The organism is Dyadobacter sp. CY323, assembly GCF_021390245.1.
Taxonomy (GTDB): Bacteria; Bacteroidota; Bacteroidia; order Cytophagales; family Spirosomataceae; genus Dyadobacter.
In genome coordinates this window covers 247,324-272,264 of record NZ_JAJUXH010000002.1, presented here as the reverse complement: position 1 = coordinate 272,264, position 24,941 = coordinate 247,324, and the positions used below count along the sequence as shown (strand labels likewise).

16 protein-coding genes are annotated in these 24,941 nt (G+C 45.8%); 5 read left to right on the top strand and 11 right to left on the bottom strand.

The genetic code is table 11. From position 1 onward, the window contains the following. Positions 1–5 precede the first annotated feature (5 nt). Entirely contained in the window at positions 6–1,481 is a 1,476-nt protein-coding gene (guaB, locus tag LZG72_RS04445; RefSeq protein WP_233868035.1) for an IMP dehydrogenase, read from the top strand. Positions 1,482–1,676: 195 nt separating this feature from the next. Here the strand turns inward: guaB and LZG72_RS04440 are convergent, their stop codons facing one another. Both LZG72_RS04440 and LZG72_RS04435 read right to left on the bottom strand, forming a co-directional pair. Continuing rightward, complete coding sequence (locus LZG72_RS04440; RefSeq protein ID WP_233868033.1) at positions 1,677–2,333, bottom strand: DedA family protein; 657 nt, start codon at positions 2,331–2,333, stop codon at positions 1,677–1,679. Positions 2,334–2,368: 35 nt separating this feature from the next. Beyond that, positions 2,369–3,163, bottom strand: a complete 795-nt coding sequence (locus tag LZG72_RS04435) for a phosphosulfolactate synthase (protein WP_233868031.1) — start codon at positions 3,161–3,163, stop codon at positions 2,369–2,371. A gap of 166 nt (positions 3,164–3,329) precedes the next feature. On the opposite strand from LZG72_RS04435, the gene LZG72_RS04430 reads away from it, so the two are divergent. Then, entirely contained in the window at positions 3,330–3,800 is a 471-nt protein-coding gene (locus LZG72_RS04430; RefSeq protein WP_233868029.1) for a PaaI family thioesterase, read from the top strand. A 2-nt stretch (positions 3,801–3,802) separates the two neighbouring features. Here LZG72_RS04430 and LZG72_RS04425 read toward each other — a convergent pair whose 3' ends face one another. Then, a complete protein-coding gene (locus LZG72_RS04425) occupies positions 3,803–5,650 on the bottom strand; it encodes an ABC transporter ATP-binding protein (protein WP_233868027.1) in 1,848 nt (615 codons plus the stop codon). A 132-nt stretch (positions 5,651–5,782) separates the two neighbouring features. Between LZG72_RS04425 and mazG the strand changes: the two genes are divergently transcribed. Continuing rightward, a complete protein-coding gene (mazG, locus tag LZG72_RS04420; protein ID WP_233868025.1) occupies positions 5,783–6,610 on the top strand; it encodes a nucleoside triphosphate pyrophosphohydrolase in 828 nt (275 codons plus the stop codon). Between the two features lie 4 nt (positions 6,611–6,614). After that, positions 6,615–7,280 carry a thiamine diphosphokinase gene (locus LZG72_RS04415; protein ID WP_233868023.1) on the top strand — a complete coding sequence of 222 codons (666 nt, stop codon included), beginning with the start codon at positions 6,615–6,617 and terminating at the stop codon, positions 7,278–7,280. On the opposite strand, the gene LZG72_RS04410 is transcribed toward LZG72_RS04415, so the two are convergent. From LZG72_RS04410 to LZG72_RS04380, 7 genes are all read right to left on the bottom strand, one after another. Then, a complete protein-coding gene (locus tag LZG72_RS04410) occupies positions 7,275–8,915 on the bottom strand; it encodes a M1 family metallopeptidase (protein WP_233868881.1) in 1,641 nt (546 codons plus the stop codon). The genes LZG72_RS04415 and LZG72_RS04410 overlap by 6 nt on opposite strands. Positions 8,916–9,107: 192 nt before the next feature. After that, positions 9,108–10,484 carry a glucoamylase family protein gene (locus tag LZG72_RS04405; protein ID WP_233868021.1) on the bottom strand — a complete coding sequence of 459 codons (1,377 nt, stop codon included), beginning with the start codon at positions 10,482–10,484 and terminating at the stop codon, positions 9,108–9,110. A 26-nt stretch (positions 10,485–10,510) separates the two neighbouring features. After that, positions 10,511–12,181 (bottom strand): glucoamylase family protein, encoded by a 1,671-nt coding sequence (locus LZG72_RS04400; RefSeq protein ID WP_233868019.1) that lies wholly within the window; start codon positions 12,179–12,181, stop codon positions 10,511–10,513. Next, entirely contained in the window at positions 12,181–13,023 is an 843-nt protein-coding gene (locus LZG72_RS04395) for a LamG domain-containing protein (RefSeq protein ID WP_233868016.1), read from the bottom strand. The genes LZG72_RS04400 and LZG72_RS04395 overlap by 1 nt, the downstream gene beginning before the upstream one ends. Positions 13,024–13,043: 20 nt before the next feature. Next, a complete protein-coding gene (locus LZG72_RS04390) occupies positions 13,044–14,537 on the bottom strand; it encodes a RagB/SusD family nutrient uptake outer membrane protein (protein ID WP_233868013.1) in 1,494 nt (497 codons plus the stop codon). A 13-nt stretch (positions 14,538–14,550) separates the two neighbouring features. Continuing rightward, on the bottom strand, positions 14,551–17,583 hold the full coding sequence (locus tag LZG72_RS04385) for a TonB-dependent receptor (RefSeq protein ID WP_233868010.1): 3,033 nt from the start codon (positions 17,581–17,583) through the stop codon (positions 14,551–14,553). Between the two features lie 169 nt (positions 17,584–17,752). Further along, complete coding sequence (locus tag LZG72_RS04380) at positions 17,753–20,629, bottom strand: triple tyrosine motif-containing protein (RefSeq protein ID WP_233868007.1); 2,877 nt, start codon at positions 20,627–20,629, stop codon at positions 17,753–17,755. Between the two features lie 6 nt (positions 20,630–20,635). Here LZG72_RS04380 and LZG72_RS04375 point away from each other — a divergent pair, with 6 nt between their 5' ends. Next, positions 20,636–22,012, top strand: coding sequence for a hypothetical protein (locus LZG72_RS04375; RefSeq protein WP_233868005.1), 1,377 nt, complete (start codon positions 20,636–20,638; stop codon positions 22,010–22,012). Here LZG72_RS04375 and LZG72_RS04370 read toward each other — a convergent pair. Further along, complete coding sequence (locus LZG72_RS04370) at positions 22,009–24,801, bottom strand: TonB-dependent receptor (protein WP_233868002.1); 2,793 nt, start codon at positions 24,799–24,801, stop codon at positions 22,009–22,011. The genes LZG72_RS04375 and LZG72_RS04370 overlap by 4 nt on opposite strands. Positions 24,802–24,941: the final 140 nt, after the last annotated feature.

Below are 24,941 nucleotides of genomic sequence, written 5' to 3'. Positions count from 1 at the left end.
TTGCTATGAGCACATCAGACCCATCCAAAGTCCTCTTCGAGGCTCTCACTTACGACGACGTTCTTCTAATACCTGGTTATTCAGAAATTCTTCCTCGCAATACCACAACTAAAACCAAGCTTACCCGCAACATCGAACTGAACATTCCACTTGTTTCAGCGGCTATGGACACGGTAACCGAATTTGATCTGGCCATTGCAATGGCCCAGGAAGGCGGCATTGGTATCATTCATAAAAACATGAGCCTGGAAGCACAGGCTGAGCAGGTTAGAAAGGTGAAACGTTCGGAAAGCGGGATGATCCTCGATCCGATCACACTAAATGACACTGCAACCCTTGGCGATGCGCATCAGATCATGCGTGAATTCAAAATCGGCGGTATTCCTGTTATAGACAAAGATCACAAGCTGATCGGAATCCTTACCAACCGTGATTTGCGTTTCGAGAGAGAAATGTCGAAACCGGTGACGGAGATTATGACGAAAGACAAGCTGATCACCGCTTCCGATGGCTTGTCACTCGACGATGCTGAGAAAATCCTGCAGGAATACAAAATTGAAAAGCTTCCGATCGTTGACTCTCAATATCGTTTGACTGGATTGATTACTTATAAGGATATCCTGAAACGCAAGTCACACCCCAATGCATGTAAAGACGAGTATGGTCGGCTACGGGTAGGTGCTGCTGTCGGAGTTACTCATGACCTTTTGAAAAGAGTTGAAGCATTGGTGAAAGCCGGTGTGGACGTAATTAGTCTGGACACTGCACACGGACATTCACTTGGAGTGATCGAAGCGCTGAAATCAATTAAAGCACAGTTCCCAAAACTCGACGTAATAGCTGGAAATGTGGCTACCGGCGAAGGCGCGAAGGCATTGGCAGACGCAGGAGCGGATGCGGTGAAAGTAGGAGTCGGACCGGGAAGTATCTGTACAACCCGAATTATCGCAGGTATCGGAGTTCCGCAATTAACTGCAGTGATGTGGGCCGCAGAAGCACTGAAAGATACAGATGTACCGGTTATTGCTGACGGTGGAATACGCTTCTCAGGTGATATGACCAAAGCATTGGCAGGTGGCGCGAGCACGATTATGATCGGTTCAATGCTGGCGGGTAGCGATGAGGCACCAGGCGAGATCGTGATTTACGAAGGCCGGAAATTCAAAGCATATCGTGGAATGGGATCGGTGGAAGCAATGGAAGATGGTTCAAAAGACCGCTACTTCCAGGATGCCGAAGACGATGTTAAAAAGCTGGTTCCGGAAGGAATCGTTGGCCGGGTTCCATTTAAAGGCAAAGTTTCCGAAATCGTTTATCAAATGGTTGGAGGTTTGAAGGCTGGAATGGGATATTGCGGAGCAGGCGACATTACCGAATTGCAAAAAGCACAGTTTGTAAAAATCACTTCTGCCGGGGTAAAAGAAAGCCACCCGCATGATATTATGATTCAGAAGGAAGCACCGAATTATTCGAGAGGCTGAAAAGCTGATGGTTGAAAGCTAAAAGCCATTAGCTGTTAGCCATTAGCTTTTAGCTCTTTTGTAATGTGAACTTAAATTTGCATTTCTTCGAAACAAAAATCCCTTGCGATGAACAAGGGATTTTTTGTAGTATAAAAATAGCAAATGTTAAAAGCTAATCGCCAAAGGCTAATGGCTAATAGCTAATAGCGAACCCTAGGCTGCCGAAGGCTTTGCAAATTTGCTTCTGAAATAGCCGAAAATCATTGGAAGTATCGATATTCCGATGATACCGAAAATAACCAGTTCGAAGTTCTTTTTAACAATTTCCATGTTCCCGAAGAAGAATCCGAGAAGTGTTAATGAAGGTACCCAAAGTAAAGCACCGATGACACAGAATACAATATATTTCGAGTAATTCATACTTCCGGCACCGGCTACGAAAGGTGCAACGGTACGTACGATTGGGATAAAACGAGCCATAATAACGGTACTTCCACCATGTTTTTCGTAGAATGCTTCTGTCTTTTCCAGATATTCCCTTTTAAGGAAAAGGATCCGTTCTCGTTTCTTGATTTCACCCCCGAATTTTTTACCCACAAAATAATTGACGTTGTCACCCATCAATGCAGCGACGATCAGAATGACAATGATCAGCCATACATTCAAACCTGTATCCTGGTTTGCGGCAATGGCGCCGGCTGCGAAAAGCAGTGAATCTCCCGGTAGTAAAGGCATGATTACAAGGCCGGTCTCAGTAAAAACAATCAGGAAGAGGATCAGATAAGTAAGTGTGCCGTATTCCTGGACAATGTCAAAAAGGTGTTTGTCCAAATGAAGGAAAATGTCAATAAACTGCTTAATGAATTCCATAGCTATGAATAAGATGAGACTAATGCTTTATGATTTTATTTTGAGTCAATTTTCCATTTTTGTTTGGTCTTCGCATTCAGGAAGTGATTGAATGTATCACCCCTGAGGCCCAGGCGAATCGTTTCAAGTGGAATAAGTTCGGACGGCGCAATGTTTCCCAGGTTCACATTGGCTCCCAACAGTTTGACGAACCAAACTTGTTGTGATTTTTGAGGAGCTTCCCAAAGCATGTCTTCAAATGCGATTTCTGTCAGGATTTCTTCAACCAATCCCTGGCGAACCTCTCCGCTGGCGCGGAAAAGACCAACATTACCCGATTCGCGAGCTTCTCCAATCACTTTCCATGCGCCTGCCTGCAATTCCGATTTAATGAGCTGGATCCATTTATAAGGAGGAATGATTTTGTTCTCATCCTTGGATCCTACTTCCGACAAGACGGTTACCTGCTGGGCGAGCTTTCTAATGTACTCGCATTTTACGTCCTGGTTCATTTCAATGGAACCGTCGGATACTTCCGCGTATTTCAAATCATATTTGTCTAGTAGCTTCCGGTAGTCGTCAAACTGGTTTCTTACGACAAAAGCTTCGAACAAAGTACCGCCGAAATAAACCGGAATATTGGCATTTTTATAAACAGCCAGTTTTTCATTGAGATTCGGGCTCACGTAAGAGGTAGCCCAGCCCAGTTTTACGATATCAATATAAGGTGCCGAAGTGGATAACATATCCTCTGTTTCCCTGACACTGAGTCCTTTATCCATTACCATGGTTAATCCCTTTTGACGGGGTTTTTCGGAACGATCAGGAACCTGCGATAACGTAAAATTCATATATGGGAATGCTTTTAACTCTTGCAAAAACTCCGGCAAAGGTAGCAATAACCTTCAAAACCTAGCAATTAAATCCACATAATTGACACATAACCATAGATTTTTCTATGATAATTACTATTTTTCGGTGCAACCTGCATATCTGAATTTTACCTGATTTTTAACCATGAGTAATGTAAGTAATGCGGCATCGGACGGTGAAAATAAACGTCTCGCTTTTATGCAGGAACTTATCGGGCAGCGGATGAGCCAAAGTGTGTCGCCGGTGGGTCGATGGCTGAATGGAAAACTACTTGACATTCAGGAGGCCAGCATGGAGGTGGAATACACCGTTCGCGAAGATATGACAAACCCGATGAAAGCCCTTCACGGCGGAATTGCAGCAACGATTCTGGATGATATCGTCGGTACGCTGGTGTATGCAATGGGACGCGAATTTGCGTTTGTTTCTGTTAATCTGAATTGTGATTTTCTGCATGCCGCAAAGCTTGGAGACATTATTTTTGCAAAAGCTCAGGTCGTGCGCGCGGGCAAAAATATTATTCATGTAGAAGGCCAAATCCACGATTTTGAAGGCAAAATTATCGCCAAATGCACCAGTAATCTGATTCAGTCGAGCTTTAAAATACCCTCCTGATTTTACAAATATCCCTGCGCCTGGATGTTGAAAAGTTCGGCGTACTTTCCATCTTTAACAAGCAGCTCATCGTGCGAGCCGTATTCGATCAATTTTCCTTTTTCCAGAAATAAAATCCGGTCAGCCATTCTTACCGTGGAAAAACGGTGCGAAATCAAAACCGCCATTTTTCCTTCGATCAAACCGGTAAACCGTTTGAAAACTTCGTGTTCCGCCCGGGCATCAAGTGCAGAAGTAGGTTCATCCAGAACAATGATCTGAGCATTGCGCATATAAGCCCGCGCCAGCGCAATTTTCTGCCATTGACCACCCGAAAGTTCAGTGCCATCTTTGAAACGTTTCCCCAAAACCTGTTCATATCGGTTCGGTAAACGTTCGATCAGCTCATAAGCCATACTTTTGTCTGCGGCACTTTCGATCGCCGTTTTATCATCAATATTTGAAATATCCCCCACTGCAATGTTGTCCGAAACGGTCATTTCGTACCGGATGTAATCCTGGAAAATGATCCCGATGTTGGCGCGAAGATCGGCTAGCTGGTACTCCTGAATGTCGACGCCATCGATGAGAATGCGGCCCTCGGTAGGTTTGTAAAGAGAAGCTAACAGTTTTACAAGTGTTGTTTTTCCCGCGCCATTTTCGCCAACTAATGCGAGCTTTTCACCTGGCTCAATCGAAAAAGTAAGATTACGCAGAGCCCAAAAATCATTGTCTGGATATTTGAAGCCTACATTTTCAAATGTAATACCTGTTTTGATTGGTTTGGAAATGAGCTTCCCATTTTCGTTTGCAAGAATTGTCGGTTGTATTTCGAAGAAGTCGAACAGATCCTGCAGATATAATGCATTCTCGGCAATTCCGGAAAATCGGCTCATGATACCCTGCAACATCGCGTGCATTCTTTGGAAAGAACCCGACAAAAAAGTCATCGTACCGATCGTAATCAAACCCGCGAGCGTTTGGGCCAAAACAAACACATATGCGCCATAATAAGCAAACGTGCCGATCGCAGAAAGTACATAACCCCAGCCGGCGCGACTGATCGCTATCTTTTTATTTGCATTAAAATACTGATCTGATAGTGATTTGAATTTTCCCGCAAGGTAATTTTCCAGTCCAAAAACCTTCACCTCTTTTGCCGTTTCGGCACTTGAACCCAAATATCTGAGGTAATCAAGTTCGCGCCGCTCGGGAGTCCAGCTTCGTGTAAGTGAATATGTTTTTTCATTAAAATGTGTTTCCCCGATAAAAGAAGGAATTACCGCGACGATCAATATCAGGATCAGCCAGGGATTGAAAACCACTAATCCAGCTCCCAATGAAAGTAATGTAAGAATATCCTGCATTTGAGCGAGTGTCTGCGAAAGCAAAACCGTCCGGCCGGATGTTTGCCGGCGCGCACGTTCGAGCTTGTCATAAAACACCGGATTCTCAAATTGGTACAGGTCCAGTCTGGCGGCGTGATGTACCAGGTCAACCGAAGTTTTGTTGGCGACCAGGTCTCCGAGTAAACTGTCAAAAAGACTAATGCAGCGATTGAGTAAATCGGATAAAATGGTCAGCGCCAACTCGGCGCCTACGAGCAGCCATAGATATTGATGTGAGTCGTTGCGATGGTCCATTAAATGGATCACCTCGTCGATAATTTCTTTTCCAATGTAAAGGACGAGCAGCGGCAATGCAGATTTCAGCAATCTGAGAGTGATATCACCGATAGTAAGAAGCTTGTTTGTTTGCCACACCAACTGAAAAAATCGTGGAAGGTTTTGCAGTGCGGAAAAGCGCTTTTTAAAGGATTGATTGTTTGCCGGAGTCGGATTATCGGGACGTGGCCCGCGGGTTTTGCTCAATGATGATGTTTTTGGTGAACGTTTTGATTAACATTTTAATAATGAAAAAGTTCGTTGCAAAATGGCGTTTCCGTCTGCCAGGAATGCAGACCGAAGTGGGCCTGTGTAAGTTGCTTTGTCTATCTTTGTTTTATGGAAAAAAACTTTGATTCGCTTCCCAAACACCGCCAGGATCAGTTAATGGCATTCGACAGGTTGCTGACTATCATGGACGAACTTCGCGAGCAATGTCCCTGGGACCGCAAACAAACGCTGGAAAGTCTGCGACATTTAACGATTGAGGAAACGTACGAATTATCCGACGCCATTCTGGAAAATGACAGGCCGGAAATCAAAAAAGAGCTGGGCGATTTGCTTCTTCATATTGTATTTTATGCCAAAATCGGTTCAGAGGAAGGAAACGCATATCAGTTCGATATCCGGGATGTGTTGAATGGAATTTGTGATAAACTCATTTCCAGGCATCCGCATATTTATGGTAATGCAGTGGCGGATACCGAGGAAGCCGTCAAGCAAAATTGGGAGAAATTGAAATTGAAAGAAGGTAATAAATCTGTTCTGTCGGGCGTACCGGGTTCTCTGCCTGCATTGGTGAAAGCCATGCGCATTCAGGAAAAAGCGAGAGGAGTAGGGTTTGACTGGGATGAAAAACAGCAGGTTTGGGATAAAGTGCAGGAGGAATTACAGGAATTCAAGGCAAACTTCAATATTGAGACCGGCGAGGTGATCGATCAGCGGGAAGCTGAGGGAGAGTTTGGCGATTTACTGTTTTCACTGGTGAATTACTCAAGATTCGTCGATATCAATCCGGAGACGGCTTTGGAAAGAACAAATAAAAAATTCATCAAACGGTTTCAGTATTTGGAAGAAGCATCGAAAGCCGATGGTAAGTCGCTTTCCGAAATGACATTGGGCGAAATGGATGAGTATTGGAACAAAGCAAAAACGCTTGGCGCATAACCCAATGTCTTCACACCATATCGTCAGGGAAAAGCAGGAACCAGCGCTCATTATCGCCAACGGAGAAGCGTGCAGCGAAGAACTTCTCGGCCAGTTGCTCGAATGGAGCCCGTATATTGTCGTGCTCGACCACGCCATTTACCGGGTTCTGGATCTTGGAATTAAGTTTGACGCCTGGTTAGGTGACTTTGACGAACAGCATGATTTTGAAGGAATTCTGGAAAAGCACCATCCTTTGGAAATCATCAGTACGCCCGATCAGGAAAAAACAGATCTGGAAAAAGGCATCGATTTTCTCATTGAAAGAGGTTTTCCAGCTGCTAATATCGTCTGGGCGACAGGCCGCCGCCAGGACCACGCCATTACAAATGTGACCAATCTGGTTCGCTATAAAAACCAGATCAAACTGGTCATGTTCGACGATCACTCGAAAATATTCCCACTCGCGGACAGCTTTGAGAAATGGTACACGGCCGGTACACCCATTTCCTTAATTCCCGTGGGCATTGTCGAAGGCATCGAAACCACCGGATTGAAGTATAATCTGTATGACGAAACATTAACGCTCGGTCATCGGACAGGCAATAGCAATGAAGCATTAACTGACGGTATGGTCAGGATCACAGCCAAAAAAGGAGATCTGCTGATTATGGAATGCTGGGATTTATGATGCCTGCTTTGCTTCTTTCGATTCCACGTAAAAATTAGGGTCGACGGAAAGTGTTTTTCCAACCTTGGTCTTCAACACTTTCCATTCCGTCGTCGGATACAGAAATTCATCTTTTCCACTGCCGATCTTTACTTTAACCGGCATATCAAAACCTTCCACCACATTGGCCCAGCGATATTGCAAGCTTTTTGAACCAAATGCATATTCCAAAACCGGAATCCGGGTATCCCTTAAATACTGATCGAATACCTTCGAGATATTTCTCCCGGCTTTCTCGCTCACATAAGCTTCAATCTGAGATCCATCGACGGTCTGGTGATAAAATGTTTTGTTCAGTCCCCTCAAAATCTGCCTCCATTTCTCATCATCATTTACGATCTGCCGAATGGTATGCAGCATATTGCCGCCTTTGTAATACATATCCTTCGAGCCCGACTCATTAACCCCATATACCCCAACAATCGGCGCGTCATTTGCAATCAGTGCCCGAGTCCCAATCACGTATGCAGATCCGGCTTCTTTGCCAAAATAGTATTCCGTATACAGGTTTTCGGAGTAATTGGTAAAACCTTCATGCACCCACATGTCGGCCGCATCCTTGTAGGTAATGTTATTGGCAAACCATTCATGTCCGCTTTCGTGGATGATGATGAAATCCCACTTCAATCCCCAGCCGGTATTGGATAGATCGCGGCCGAGATAGCCCATTTTGTATTGATTTCCATAGGTTACCGAACTCTGATGCTCCATGCCCAAATACGGGACTTCCACCAGCTTGTAGCCATCTTCATAAAAAGGATAGGGGCCAAACCAGTGTTCAAACGCTTTCAACATTTGCGGTACCTGTTTGAATTGCTCTTTTGCCTTCCCGACATTTGCCGGAAGCGCGTAGTAGCTGACATTCAGATCGCCTTTTTCACCTTTGTAAATTTCTTTCCAGCTCACATATTCGGCCACATTCATATTGACCCCGTAGTTATTGATAGGGTTTTTAACTACCCAATTGAATGTGTGCGTGTTATCATTGTTTTCTACGACCGAACGGAGATTGCCATTTGAAACATTCGTCATATTTTTCGGGACTGTGATGCTGATCTGCATACTGTCCGGCTCATCATACATATGATCTTTGCACGGCCACCAGACACTGGACCCAAGCCCCTGGCAACTCGTTGCGATCATTGTATTTCCCTTTCCGTCCGGTACCCATTGAATGCCGCCATCCCACGGTGGCCGTTTTGCCAATCGCGGCTTACCTGAATAAAAAACTTCCAGGTTTTCCGATTTTCCGGGCTCCTGTTTTTTCTTCAATGTGATAAAAAACGCGTTTCCGTCCCGCTTGTATTCCAGCGATTCGCCATCCTGAACAACCTTACTTATCTGCAACGGCTCCTGCAAATCGACCTGAATGCTTTGGTTTGGCTGCAATACCTTGTAATAAATACGGGTACTGCCTGAAATCGTGCTGTCTTTCGCATTGGGGGTCACATTCAGGTGATAGTAGGTGAGGTCCCACCAGGCACGCTGCGATGTAATAGAGCCGCGCAGCGTATCTGCACGCGTAAATTTTTTATCCTGTGCAAAAACATGAAAGGTGCTTGTCAGTAAAAGGCAACAGATAATAGCTCTCAACATCGGTTGATTTTGTTTATTGAAATGCATGGATGACTTTGTATAGCTTTCTCATAATTGTTTAGTTAGATCAGGCAGAAAGGTAATTTGTTTGGCGGTCTTCTGCTAAACGTGACATTAAGGTACAATTATAATTTATAAAACAGAAAGACCAGTTCTGGGCCGGTCTTTCCATCCATTTAGGTTAAAAAGCGATCAATTTTTGCTGCTCAATTCCAGCGCCGGACTCTCAAAACCCAGCTTTTTCAAACCAACCTGCACATCAGGATCTTTCATGAATAATTTCCAGAGCAACCCCGTCCGGTAGTTTTCGATCATTACAACGATCGGTCCCTGATCGATCGCGAGATGCGATTTGGCATACCAGTTTTGCGACTCATTAAATGCATCAGTAAATCCGTATTCAGACCAGATTTTATCTCCTAAGTCGTCATAAAAGTGTCTCAATGCTTTCATCGACTCTTTCGGGGTGTATGGAAATGACGATAATGCGGCCGTAGGTGTAATTGTGCCAAAATCATTGGTCGGCGAATGTGCATTGTAGCCATTGTAAGTATCACTGGCTGTGAGCCCCCAGCTATTTTCTCCATACCCTTTGAATTTTCCGGGATTTTCCACGCAGTGTTTGTAATTAATCAGCGAGTGATTTACATTTTGCTCCCAGTAATCGGCATACTGGTCTTTCAGTTTTCGCGGATCCAGCCCTACAAATGAGTAATGCGCGAAAAACAGTGGCCCGCCATAGTCAAAACCCAGCGGAAGCTTGATACCATAATATTCCTTCCCATTCTTGAAATGGTCACTCTGCGCCCAGCACTTGTTGTAAACCTGCGCAGTGATCGGATATCTCGGCGACGACGCAGCCAGGATATAGGTGATCAAAGTTTCATTATAGCCTCTCAATTCGAAATTCATCGCCCAGCCATTGTTGGGGCTCCAGTGCCAGTAAAGCTGGTTCGGATTTCCTCTCGTGTACCAGTCCCATTCCGCTTCGTTCCAAATCCATTGAATCCGGTTTCGAAGATCCCTTTCTAGATCATTATCCCCATCGAAATACTGTCGTGCAGCTAAAAGGCCCTGAAATAAAAACGATGTTTCCACTAAATCTCCGCCATCATCCTTGCGGCCGAAAGGCACAATTTTACCCGTAGCCCCATTGAGCCAGTGCGGGAAAATGCCGTGGTAATGATCGGCTTTTGACAGGAATTTGACCATTTTCAGTAAACGTGCCGCCACCGAGTCGCGGGGCTGCCACTTTCTTTCCGCTGCAACGATCATCGCCATAACTCCGACACCCGTTCCGCCCGTCGTTACCACTTCGTTGCCATAATCGTAGGCCGCGTTGCTTCGTTCGCGGGACATGCCACTCACCGGGTGCCCGAAATCCCAGAAATACCGGAAGGTCTGTTTTTGCACCAGTTCGAGCAATGCGGAATCGGACAGATTTCTCGGTCGGTCAGCGGCATTGAATGCAACTGGCTTCGTATTGATGGTTTTTTTCTTCTGTGCATGCGCATCCACTCTTGCAAAAAGCAGCAGAATCCCGAGAAGGTAATAGAAGGAAATCTTCATAATTGAGTAAGGTTATAAAGTCTTGATTAAATGTCAGGGCTGGTAAAACCCAGCTGTTTCAAGCCGGTTTTAACCTCCGGGCAACTCATAAAAAGTTTCCACGGAAGCCCGCTGCGGTGGTTTTCGATCATGATTACGATCGGCCCCTGATCGATCGCCAGGTAAGAATCGGCAAACCAGAGTTCGCTCAGAGAAAATGCATCATGGAACCCAAACTCGCCCCATAGCTTATCTCCCAGCTTGTAGTAAAAGAATTTCAGCGCTTTCATCGACTCCACGGGCGTATACGGAAATGCCGACAATGCGGCCGTTGGCGTGATCACACCCTTATCATTAGTAGGCGAATTGGCATTGTAGCCATTCGGAATGTCGCTAGCCGTCAATCCCCAGCATTGATCACTATACCCCTCGAATGATTGCGGATTGGTAATGCAATAGTTGTAGTTAATTAATGTATGATTTTTGTTTTGGGTAAAATAATTGGCAAAACGGTCTGTCAAACCGGTTGGGTTCAAACCTAGAAAAGAGTATTGTGAATAGAATAATGGCCCGCCATACGGTTCTCCGAGCGGCAATGTAATTCCGTAGTACGATTTTCCATTTGCAAAATTGCTATTCCCGGCCCAGCCATTATCGTATACAGATTTTGGAATTGAATGCGTGGGCGACGAGGCTGCGAGCACATAGGTAATGAGACATTCGTTCCACCCTTTGATCTGGTGGTTCATTTCCCAATTGTAGTTTGGGCTCCAATGCCAGTACAGTACGTTTTCATTGCTTTTCCGAAACCAATCCCATTCAACTCCCTGCCACAATGCATTGATATTGGTCCTCAAAGCCGTTTCCGAGGCATCCGTTCCGTTAAAATACTGACGCGCAGTCAGCAAACCTTGCATTAAGTACGAAGTTTCCACCAGATCGGCTCCGTTGTCTTTTTCACTGAAAGGCTGCACAGCCCCCGTTGCGCCATTGAGCCAATGGGGAAATGCTCCGTGAAACTTCTGAGCTTTTTCGTTCAGGAAGGTGACGATCTTTTGCATTCGTTCCAGGCCCTGGGCCCGGGTAATGAATTTCCGTTCAATGGCAACCGGAATGGCCATAATTCCAAATCCGCTGCCGCCACTGGTGACGATGTCGCCCGATGTATTTCTTTCCCTGGCCAGCCCGCTCACCGGATGCGCAAAATCCCAGAAGTACTTAAAGGTTTGCTTTTGAACGAGCGTAAGCAATTCTTCATCCGGAATGACCGGAAACTTGTCCGTCGAATCTAAAGCAGTCGTAAGATTTACGGTAACCTCATTCAGCAGCGAGCCATTTGTTTTGGATTTCAATGCCTTTGTCGCAGAAATGCTATATGTCTGGAGTGCATTCAGGTTTGACACTGGAATAACCGAAACAATGCTGTCGCCGGTTTCGAGCGTAGCAGAAAATGGGATATTCTCCCCGGATTTCGATTTAAAGGTGATACCGGCCGCGAGAGTCGCATGATTAAGCGGACTTGAAAACGTGAACTTTACCTCCGGTTTCAGATTCACATTGACATAATTAAATCCTGAAAACGCATCGTTGACTTTTAAACTGTTGAAGCTGAAAGAGGTGGGTGTTACGATTGGGTTTGGCGCGGGATCCTGTTTTGATTTACAGGATATCCCGAGCCAAAGTAATAAGCCAATAAAGATGAGGTTTCTAAAAGACATTATTTTCCTCTCGACTCCAGTTTGACCAACGCGTCAACTTCGCTGTCTTTCAATGCGACATTGTAAATCCTGACTTCGTCCAGCATGCCAGTGAGGTAGCTTGCCCAGGATTCTCCTTTCGACGAGGTAGTCAGGCTTGGGGTGGTTTGAAACTGAACGGTCCCAAAAACCATTTTGCCAGGATTTTTCCATTTCAGGTTTCCAAACTTCGCCACCGTAGCGGTAGCTGTTTTAGAGCCATTCACATAGATTGAAAAAGTAGAGCTGGCCGCATCGTATGACAATGCAAGGTGGGTCCAGGAGTTATACAGATTCACAATTCCCTCTTTGGAAACCCAGGTATCAAGCGTATCATTTTGAATATGCGCTTTAAAAATCCCGTCGTTACCGGTACCTCCGTTTTCAAAGAAAGTTTCCACATTACCCCAGAAACCATCTTTTTGAGATAACCCAACAAGACCGATAATGCCGCCGGCAGCCGTAGTGGAAGGACTGTTGACCCAGTAAGTCATTGTGAAACTTTTCAACCCCAGAATCGCCGGGGTAGGATCGAAGAGTACGTAGCCGCTTTTTGCACCACGCATTGCCTGGCCTTTTAACCCATTCGTGAATGCGGTTCCGGTATTTACGCCCGCTGTTTTCGAAACAGCATCTGTATAATCCCCGTCAAATGGAAAATGGGCAACCAGATTCGCCGCTGCAATTTCATTGGAAGCCGTGAAGCCGCCGATGGTCACGCTGGGCGCGTAGCTTTCCGGATCAAATTTTTCGTAGCAAGAAGACAGTCCGGTAACCAGCAGTCCACTGATCACCCAGATCATTTTATTTTTTAAAGTTTTCATCGATAGCTCGTGGTTTACAATTAGTACCCTGGATTTTGAACCAATACACCTGCACTAAGGTCAATCTCGTTTTGTGGGATCGGCCAAACCTCATTTTTGCCGGCTTTCCATCCTTTCGGACCAAATATCTCAGCAGCTCTACCCTGACGGATCACGTCGAAGTAGCGGTCAAATTCCATTGCAAGCTCGTGGTGACGTTCTTCCCAGATGATAATGCGCAATGCTGCTTTGTCGGTGGTTGTTATTTTAGGGAGTATTGTTTTACTGGTTCCGCGAGCCCGTGCCCGTACCATTTCGAGCGAAGCCAAAGCCTGAGTGGTGTTTCCCAGTTCGTTTGCAGCCTCTGCATTCATTAGCAGAACTTCAGCGTAACGGAGTACGCGCACATTTTGCTGCGAACCTTCATTGAAACCCGTTGTATAAAGGTTAAATGGAACATACGATTTTTGATTGTACATCGGATTGTCGCCGGTAGCCGCAATCGCGTCACCCGAAGGTGTAGTTTCTCCACGAAAAATAATGGTACCGTCTCTCCTCGGATCACCGGCTTCAAACGACTTGGCCAGCGTTTCGGTAGGTACATTGAACCCCCAGCCGCCACCTACAACACCGCGAACGCCTTGAACCTGAGAGTACTGCGAGTTGGATGCATCTTTATTGGAAGGGATCAGCTCATTTTGCAGCTCAAAAATCGACTCAACGTTGTTTTCATTCGCCACACGGAAAAGTGCTTCGTAATTCGGGAAAAGTGAATACTGGCCGGAAGCAATTACCTGATTGGTAAGGTCAAAAACCTGCTGCCATTTCTGCTGATACATCGACACTTTTGCATGCATCGACATTGCTGCTCCTTTTGTTACGCGGCCGATATCCGTTGCTCCGTAGCTGAGAGGTAATACCGCAGCTGCATCGGTCAGATCTTTCTCGATGGCTGCATACACTTCCGCTTTTGGAGTACGGGGCACGTTATATTCTGTTGCATCTTTTGGTAATGCCAGTCGCAGCGGAACATCACCGAATGCGCGAACCAGCCTGAAATATGAATAGGCGCGCACAAATTTCGCTTCTGCGATGTAGCGGGCTTTCAAAGTTTCATCCATGCTGATGGGCGGGATGTTGTCGATCACCTGATTGGCATAGTTGATGTTCTGATACTGTCCCTGCCAAAAGCCGCCAAGCTGCCCGTCACTGGAACCAACCGAGAAGTTATCATAGTCATTGAAAAACGTGGCATCGGAGGGGGTACTTCCTTTTTCCGCGTCATCGGAACCCACGCTTTCGAGCGCAATGGCTGCAAATGCCGTGTTGTTCCAGCTACGCAGGTTTGCATACATTGCATTTACCGCCTTGGTAGCATCGCCTTCATTTTGCCAGAAAACGACTCCTGCCTGTTTTCCCTGCGGATCTGTGTCCAGGAAACCCTGGTCACATGCGGACGGAACCAGGATGAGCGAGGCCAATCCCAGATAAAGTCCGGTTTGTCTTAATTTATTTTTAAAATGTATGATTTTCATGTCTGTTCTGAAATTAGAAAGTAACATTGATACCGAAGTTGTAAGTCGCAGAAAGCGGATAGACGTTGGCGTCAATTCCAGCCTGGGTAGGCTTGTTTTCATTCGCCCGAACCTCAGGAGATAACCCTTTGTATTTGAAAAAATTAAGCGGGTTTTGCGCATTAGCATACAAACGAAGTTTTCTAATTTTCAATTTTTCGTTTACTGCCTGCGGAAATGTGAAACCTAACTGCGCATTCCGGACCCGGAAATAACTGCCGCTTTGTACAAAAAAAGTATTTGGAAGATAGTTCTGACCACCACCGATGTTTGCGGAAGGATAGGTATTTGAAGTTCCTTCTCCATGCCAGCGGTTGTCATAGAAATCCTTGGTGAAGTTTTCGTTACCATATCTCCAGCCAAGATTTGCATTATAAATGTCAATTTTCGCAACACCCTGAAAGTCCAGGGACAGATCAATGTTTTTGTAGGTCCAGCTGGTGTTGATACCGTATGTAAACTTTGGATTCGGATTGCCGATCACCTGTCTGTCCAGACCTGAAATGGTACCGTCCGGCGTTCCCGCTGTTCCGCTGACGTCGCGGTATTTGAAATCACCCGGTTTTGCATTGGGTTGAGCCGATTTGCTGATTTCATCCTGGTTTTGGAAAATGCCTTCCACAACGTATCCGTAGAATGAACCGATCGGGTCGCCCACTTTCGTGCGGGTTGCCAATGCACCACTGGTAAGTCCCACGCCTCCATCGTAGATCGGATTGGCACCCGACGATACAGAGAGTACTTTGTTATTATTCACGCCTCCATTGAAACCAATGCTGTATGAAAGGTCTTTCCCGATCTCATCTCTCCAGTTCAATGCAAACTCAAAACCTTTGTTCTCGAAATTGGCCTGATTTCCTACAATTCTTCCTGATTCCGTTCCGATCGAAGTAAGTACCGGGATGTCAAAAATCGCCCGCTCGGTCTTCTTGATATAATAGTCCAGTTCAAGAGTCAGTCGTGATTTCAGGACAGCAGCCTCGATACCAATGTCTGTTCCGACACCTCTTTCCCAATACGTTGTGGGTGGAATAATGGTGTTAATGCTGGCACCGGTATTCAACTGACCACCAAAAATCGCAGCAAGTCCGCCGCCGGTTGCGACAGTAAGTGTCGACAAGTTCGAGGGGACAGACGCATTCCCGATTTTACCCCAGCTACCTCTCACTTTAAGATTGTCAAAGATATTCTGACCTTTCATAAACGACTCATTACTAATTACCCAGCCAGCTCCAACGGACGGGAAGTAGCCCCAGGCATTTCCACCCTGGAAGAATTTTGAAGAACCGTCGGCGCGAAGAGATGCATTCAGAAGGTAGCGATCGCCAAATGAGTAATTTACCCGACCGAAATAAGAAGCATAAGTCCCCAAATCACCCTCGTCGACCACATTACGTCCGTCGGTATTACCGAGTGTCAGATAAAGGTCACCTTCGCTGGCATACGGAACGTTCAATGCGCTGGCGGTCAGTTTGTAAGACTGGTCACGTTGTGCGGATTGCCCGACCAATGCGGTAAAGCTGTGGTTTCCGAAGTCTTTTGTGTAGGTTAATGTATTTTCAAAAATCCAGTAGCGACTTTGCGGACGCGTGAATTCAAGCAGACTTGTTGTATTGCGTTGTTTGAAAGTGGCAACGTATTGCGGGTTATAAAACCGTGTTTCATCCTGCGAATAACGCCCGCCTAGGCTGGTTTTAAAAGTCAGACCTTTCAGTACCGATAGTTCTGCGTACACATTACCAGTCAGCAACGTCTTTTTGGTATTTTGGTTAAAATAATCAATCGTAACCTGCGGGTTGAAATTGTTACCGTCACCCAGATTGTAATCCGTTGGATCACCGTAAGTTCCATCGGCATAATACACGGGAACAACAGGTCCGGCAGCATACAACTGGCGGAAAATCCCGCCGGCCTCATCTTTGGACTTGCTGAATGAACCCGTGGCAGTATACCCGATTTTCAGACTTTTAAATACTTGAAAATCACTTTGAAGACGTGCGGTATAGCGTTTGAAATTATTTTTCTCAACAACACCATCCTGGTTCAGGTAGCCGAGCGAGAAGTTGTACGTCGATTTTTCGCCGCCACCGCTAATGGAAAGCTGGTGATTGGTAATCAGCGCATTGCGCAGGATCTGATGGTACCAGTCGGTGCCTTCGCCATACTGGGTCGGATCGAGTACGTTTCCTTTGCCATTGATATTACTAAGCTCGTTGACCATCGTGGCATATTCGTTCGCATTCGCCATTTTGATCTGGTTTGTCACTTTCTGGAAGCCAACAAAACCATTGTAATCGACAACGGCTTTTCCGGATTTCCCTTTTTTCGTTGTGATCAAAACCACCCCATTTGCAGCGCGGACACCGTAAATGGATTGGCTTGAAGCATCTTTCAGAATGTTCATGCTTTCGATATCACCTGAATTCAGAAAGCTGATATCATCAAACCACACGCCATCAACCACATACAATGGATTTGCGCTACCATACGCGGTACCGACGCCACGAATCCGAATTTGCGGAGCTTCACCAGGCTTTCCTGAATTGTTGATCTGAACCCCCGCAACTTTTCCCTGCAAACCGCTCACTGCGTTCATAGAAGGCTGTTTTGATATTTCTTCCCCTTTGATCTGAACAACGGAGCCGGTAACATCAAGCTTTCGCTGAGTTCCATAACCAACCACCACAAATTCTTCCAGAGACCGCACATCTTCCTGCATTGCTACATTTACGACGGTTTGCGTTCCTACGGTGACTTCCTGGGGATTCATCCCGATCATGGAGAAAACAAGCACAGATTGTGCCGACGGTACGCGGATCGCATAATTTCCCTCAGCGTCGGTTGGGACACCTGTAGTAGTTCCCTTTATCAGAACGCTGGCACCTGGAAGAGCAGAATTATCGGTACTGGATGTGACTTTTCCTGTCACATTGATTTCCTGCGCCAGCACTGTGGTGCCGACCGACAGGAAAACGAGCATGTACAGCAATCGTACAATAGTTTTCATTTAGTTATTAATTAGCTGATTGAATTATTATAAGAATTAATTGACTTCAAATATAAATCCAGTCGGTGGCGGGAATCAAAAAAAGCACTACATCACCACTACATCACTGGGAATAATGCAGGAGAATAGCTTGTATTGAGGAATTTCTAGAAGATAAGTACAATAAGCATTAAATGTCCATCATAACCTGGTTCAGGTTGGCATCCATGCCCAACCCTAGTTTTTTGCGCAGCCTGTAACGCTTGATCTCCACACCGCGGTTAGAAATGCCCAATACGGGAGCCATTTCTTTTGTAGATAAATTCATGCGGAGGCAGGCCGCCAGGCGAAGTTCGGACGGAGAAATGTTAGGTGCCAAAAGTCTTAACCTTTTAAAAAAGTGTTCGTGTACTTCGTCAAAATTTTGTTCAAAAAGGACCCAGTCATCTTTTCCGGCGACATTGCGTTCAATGCTGTTGAGTAGTTTCTGGTAATGGATGTTAGGTAATTGCTGGCCCATTTCGGCCTTTACCTGTTTGAGCTCATCACGGATCTCTTCCAGGATCTCGTTCTTCCTGACCACATTGATCGCCACATTGCTCAGTTGCTGGCTTTTGCTTTGAATCTCACTTTGCAGTTTCTCGTTCTGGATCTGCATAATTTGCCTTTCGCTGGACAGACGTTGCTGGCGAAGTTTTTCCTCCTGTTCTTCCAGCAGTTTCCGGCGGTGCCGGACCAATCGTTTTTCCTGATAGTAAATCAACCCGAGAATGGCGAGCGCGATCAGTATTGCAAATAACACTTGCGCCGCAAATGTTTCCCTCCAATAGGGTTTAATGCGAAAGTGGTAGGCAGTAATGGTATCATTCAGGCTGTTTTGTATCTCAAACACATAATCGGTGGATTCAAGGTTGGTGAATTCCACAAAACTCTGATCCGTCCATTCCGACCATTGATCCGTAAGTCCTCTCAAACGGTACCTGTATTGAATCGTTTGCCCATACTCTGGCAATGCAAACATGATTCGGAGTGCTCGAACTTCTGCAGGTAGGGAAGGTTTGCCGGAAATCGGAAATGTTTCTGCAAGATTCCGAAGGTTCGCGACTTTCCGGATGACGGGACTCATCGTAATATCGGTGGTTTTTGTATCAGTCAACCGATTGTAGAGTGCATATCCATTGTCCAGGCAAAAGAAGTAGTATTCCCGGGAGATTGGAATAATCGTTTCACTATTGCGTATCAGGCTCAATGCCAGATTTTTAGAAGGCTTTCCTAGGGAATATAGCGTTACCCGATTAATGAAAACTTTAAACCATTCACCATCAACCCCATTTCTTATTTTGAATGACTCGTCTTCGTGGCCGGTTAACGGGCTGACTTTTAAGTTGTTTTCGGCATTCGGTTCCAGAAATGCATTGCCGGACCGTATTCGAAGGTTATTTCCTGAATCGGTGATCTCGATCGCAAATTCACTGGGCAGATCAGCCGGTGCTTTGAATTCCTTCCATTGCAATGCCGAATCCAGCTTTGCATTCAATCGGGTCAGGAACAGGCCTTTGTAAGCATGTCCAAGCCAGAACATTCCATTTTTATCACGCACAATCTGCCGGATAGGAATGGGTAAAATCCCTTTTACAGGATATGCGTACGACCAGCGTTTCTGACTGTTCTTTTTGTAAACATGCAACCCGATGTAGCCACCCTGTAAAAGCAATGTGTCGTTCCCGCTTTTGACGGGCAACATCACCCAGCCGCCATTGATATCAGAAATTTTAGTTATGCCATTCTCTTCAATGCGGTAAGTCGCGTCATTGTGGCCGCATAGCAGCTGATCGTCAAATACTTTCAGGAACCAGGTTTGGCCTTCCAGACCCGGAATGGAACGAAATGGCTCGCTGGATGGCCATTTCTTATAAAACACTCCTTTATTAGACCCTACATAAAGCCGGCCTCGCCAGATTGCGGCTGCATAAGTAGATCCGAGGGGATTATCGCTGGTTTGATAAGAGATAACCGGTGACGATAATTTGGTCAGGTCAATTCCCTGATCCAATCCAATCCATAACTGACTTCGGAAATCTTCTTTGAGGGCTAGTACCGTGTTGTTCTGCAGACCGGTTTCCTTGTTGAAATGATATTTTAGAGTCCCGTTTTTTGAGATAATATATACCCCGTTTTGAATGGTCCCGAAAACAAGACTGCTGTCCTGGCTGAGCACCAGTGCGCGGTTAATGATGTCCGTTTTTAAATCTTCCGATAGGCCAATATTCCAGGGAGTTAAAATCGAATCTTTATAGAGATATAATCCGTTTTTTGTGGTTGTTACTAATATGGTCCCATTCGACCAGGGTAAAATCGAGGATACGATCGCCCCTGAAAGGACTTCCGTCCCTTTCAGAGGTGTAAACCGGTTTTCTTTTAATTCAAAAAGTCCTTTTCCAATTAGCTGTACCAGTATTCGTCCATGTACGAAGCGCATGAACATGAGGTTCCATGACGAGGTTACTTCGGTTACCGTTTTACCGTCATACTTGTAAATTTTAGAGAATGACTGAAAGTAAATGTGCCCGGGTGTTTTGAGAATGTGCCAGATTTCTTCCGTTTTAAGGCTCGGCAGATTCGCTTTTTTGCTCAGCGAATAGTAGCGAAGCTGACCATCCGATTCTTTTTTCCAATATCCAAACTCAGAAAATCCCCCAACGTAAATTCGCTGCTCCGCAACTGGTTTGCTCCCCGCTTTTCCGGAAGCAGCGACAGCTATTGTATCGCAAAGCAATGTCCTCACAATCTGTCCATCGGGTAGCGGATAAAGTTTCCAGGATGCGCCGTCATATTCCATTAAACCGTCCGAATTGGCGGCGTAGATCAGATGGTCTATACTCTGATCTATCGCCCAGTTCTGGTTGTGGGCTTTATAAAGTGAGGAAGGAAAATTGATCAGCGGGGGTGTCTCCTGGGCAAATGTTTGAAATAAGAACTGGGCAAAAAAGAGTATGGTGACAAACAAACCAGTCTTATATTTGGCAGACTGACCGGTAAGTTGAAGTTGACCTATGAAACCATCCATTCGTTTATGAAGAAAGTACTTTCTATAATTTTGCTTAGCTCTGGCCTTGTTGCGGCGCAGATTAAACCCTCAGACGACAATACAAAGAGTGATATTCGTTACAATCTTAACGAATCCGGGTCACATTATGTAAAAGCTACATTCACGAACCAGGTCTGGTTGCGGTGGAACGATAGCAATCCGGGCACCACTGTTTTCGGTGACCCCAAATCAAACACATTTGACATTGGTTTGCGCCGTACCCGCATGCAGTTGTTCGGACAAATTACCGATCGTATTTTCTTTTACACGCAGTTCGGGATGAACAATTTTAATAAAGTCAGTGCGTCCCCGGCTTACAATACTGCCGGAACACCGAGCAACCGGAAGGTGGCCGCATTCTTCCATGATGCATTAGGAGAATATGAGATCCAGCGTAAAGGGACAAGTTTTATTCGTTTCGGAGGTGGTTTGACGATTGTAAATGGGTTATCCCGCTTTTCTCAACCAAGTATTTCCACGATCATGACCATGGACGTTCCGGTTTTCGCTCAGGCAACCGTCGATCAGACGGACCAGTTTGCACGAAAGCTGAGCGTTTACAGCCGCGGGCAGGTCGGTAAACTGAATTACCGCGTTGCAGTAGCAGATCCGTTTCCTGTGGAGACAAATGGCGCTGCGCCACCGGCGATCGGGGTGAATTCTACCTTCTCGCAACGCAAACATCACAAACAGTTCGAAGCGCTTTTGATCTATAACCTATTTGATACCGAGGATAATACCACGCCTGGCTACCTGACTGGTACTTATCTCGGAAAGCGCAAGGTCCTGAATATCGAGGCGGGCATCAATTCCCGGAAAGATGCTACGTGGAGAAAAGAGGCTGTGGATACATTGTATAGTAATATGAATCTCTGGTCGGTGGCGGCCTATATGGATATGCCTGTGAATAAGGATAAAGGAACTGCGGTTTCGGCTTACCTGGGCTATTTTCAAACTGATTATGGCAAAGGATATCTCCGTTATAATGGGATCATGAACCCGGCAACTGCGACCACCCAACCGATTTCAAGCGTTGGTGGAACGCAGGGTAATGCATTTCCAATGTTTGGAACAGGTAGCGTGGTTTGTGCGCAGGCCGGCTACAAACTTAAAGAAGGGTTACTGGGCAGCCAGGGAACACTTATGCCTTTTGCGTCGCTGCAATATGCAGACTATGAAAGGTTGAACGACGGAATGAGTGTTTACAACCTTGGAATAAACTGGTTGATTAAAGGTAATAATGGTAAAATGACACTTAATTACGAGAATCGGCCGGTGTATGGGAATGCTGCTGACGCTAATCAACTGGATGCGAACGGAAGACGCGGCTCGCTAACCTTGCAGTATCAGATTTCGATTTAAAAATTAAAATTTACCCGCGCGAATACATACCTGCCATTCACTCCCATTTGCTGGACCCTCCGGGAATATATAAATCGGCCCAAACTCACATTCCCTGAATGCGTGTGTTTTTCCTGATACACATCAAAGACGTTATTTGCGCCGATTGAAACATTGATCCCTTTCACAAGGCTGTAATTGATGTTAACGTCCGTGACAATTCGGGCGTCGAAAGTCTGGTCCAAAGTTTCTTTCTGGCCGGTTAATGAATTGACTGGCCAGGAATCAGGCTTGGTAGGATCGATGGTAGGGTCCCAATATGTCACCTCGCCGAAACGCACTGCGCGAAGCATCAACCCAAGTTTTCCAATGTTATAATTGATCGTCAGGCTCTGCTTGTTTTTTGGACTGGCTATTTCAAAACGGCTCAGGTCTTCCCGGTTAAAATAGGTATTGACCTGATTGGTTTGCACCAGAATGTCGGATGCATGAATGATCGGTTTCCCTGCGGCATCTTTCTTCACTTTATTCTGGATAAATGTGCCTGCAAGTACAGCTCGCAGCGATTGGTTACCGCCAAACTTCGTGTTGTAAGAAAGTACGCTTTCAATACCGCGTGACCTTGTGTCAACCGCATTTGAGAAAAAGTTGGCGGTAGTTGCATTTGCTGCTGCGAGCTGGGCTTTCAGTGATGCATTGCCACCATCGTTGAAATTGTTAGTTAAAACGATCCGGTCGTCGATGTCAATCTGGTATGCATCGACGGTCAGTTCAAATGCATTTGAAAGCTGAATGGTGGTTCCGACCGTATAGCTTTGTGAAGTTTCCTGTTTCAATTTTGGTATACCCAGGATTTCGGCGGGACGGCTGTCGTTCGTAAATGTTCCACTTTCCTGCGGAACTTGTTGACCATTTTGCGTCACAAAAAGTGTATTGGTTTTGGCATAATACCTTTGTTGCAAAGATGGCGCTCGGAAACCGCTGCTAGCCGAGGCACGTAATGCGATACCATCGGTGATTTTATACCGGGTCGCGAGTTTGTAGTTCAATGTATTTCCAAAATCCGAATAGTTCTCAAAACGTAATGCGCCACTCAAAACCCAGGCTTTGGTAATGTCTTGTTCCAGATCAATGTATCCTGCTACGCTGCTGCGGGAATGTGAGCCGGCATTCTGCGGAAAAAACCCTGAAAAAACCTGCGCTCCCGCTGCTACTCCGGCTGCGACGTCGTAGTTTTTGTAGGAAGATTCTTCACCCGCTGTGATCGTATACTTGTCTGTGCGCTGCTCCGCACCGACCGCCACGTTAAGTCCATATAAAACATCAAATTTCCGGCCGAGATCCAGGTTAATGGTGTTTTGAGAAAAGCCATTTCCACCTGCGTTAAACTCCGTCTGAAAAGTGCTGCTTGAAACGGCCTGCGTGTAATTGACAGAGTTGGATATGGTATAATCAAAGTCATTCTTTCCAAAAGTATTGCTCAGATCGAATTTCCATTGTCCCATTTTCCCGCGAAAACCGGCTGCAGCCGAAATATCGGTGACGTCGCTGTTGATCTCAGGCAAAAAGCCGAGACGGTAAATGGAAAGAACTGAGGATCTGACGGCTGCTGGAATAGAATTAGGATAACGATAAAACCCGGCTGCATTTCCTTCCTTCTTATTGTAGCCGCCAAATGCGTAGACTTCAATATTTTCAGATAATGGAATATTGGCATTCATGACCACGCCGCCACCTCTCACTTTCGAATTTCCGATCCGCATGTCAAACGCATTTCGTGTAATTTTCTGAGCAGCCAAAAGGTCTTCATCAATGATGATATTACCTGCTGCCGGAAAAATCTGTCCTGTGTACGTCCCGGTCCGGTTAGTTGCTTCTCGGTTTACAAATTCACCCGTGATATTCAAAAAACCTTTCGGGCCGATTTTGAGACCATAATTGAGGCCAACCTGCGCGGTACCGCCATCAGAAATGTTCACGGATCCATCTTTGCCGTTATTGAGCACATAATTCTTATCGTAACTCGTCACATTCTGTCCGTAAGATACATTTCCGCTCAATCCGGTCCGTGACTTTAAGATGATGTTGATGACGCCGGCGATGGCGTCTGACCCATATTGCGCGGCTGCACCATCTCTCAGAATTTCAATTTTGTCCACCGCCGTTGCTGGAATTGCATTCAGATCGGTTCCGACGGTTCCGCGGTTTACTGTACCGTTTACATTCACGAGCGAAGACTGATGCCTCCTTTTTCCATTTACCAAAACCAAAACCTGATCGGGACCGAGGCCGCGCAGCTGTGCCGGGTCGATGTGGTCGGAGCCATCCGAAATGGTTTGGCGTGACGATTGAAATGAAGGCGCAACGTAAGTCAGGATCTGGTTAATATCCACCTGGCCCACGTTATTCGTAATCTGCGAAACCGGAATGATATCTACCGGCACCGGCGAATCAATGCGTGAACGTCCGCCGCTGCGGGACCCGGTAACAACAATTTCGCTGAGCAATTCCGACGATTCGGACATTGAAAAGTTTGCCGCGGGAGATTGTCCGGCACTGACGATGATCGGGACGATTTTTGGCGTGTAGCCGATAAATGAGATCACCAGATTATAAGAACCGTCGGGTGCATTCAGTGAAAAATTCCCCTCGGAATCGGTGACGGTGCCATTGTTTGTACTCTGGATTAAGATGGATACTCCAGGCAGTCCCGACCCATTTTTTTCGTCTGTGATTTTCCCTTTGATTGACTGCGAAAATGCGGTGAATGAAGCTAAAATGGCTAGCAATAAGAATAATGTTGTTTTCATGGAAGTGTGTTTAAAAGTGATTAGGTGAGATGAGAATGTAATTATGTATACTTTTTGTTATATTAAATTACGTGATAACCAGGTAAAAGCAAACGGTCGGGCAAACAAAAAGCCGACCCGGATAACCGGATCGGCCAGTA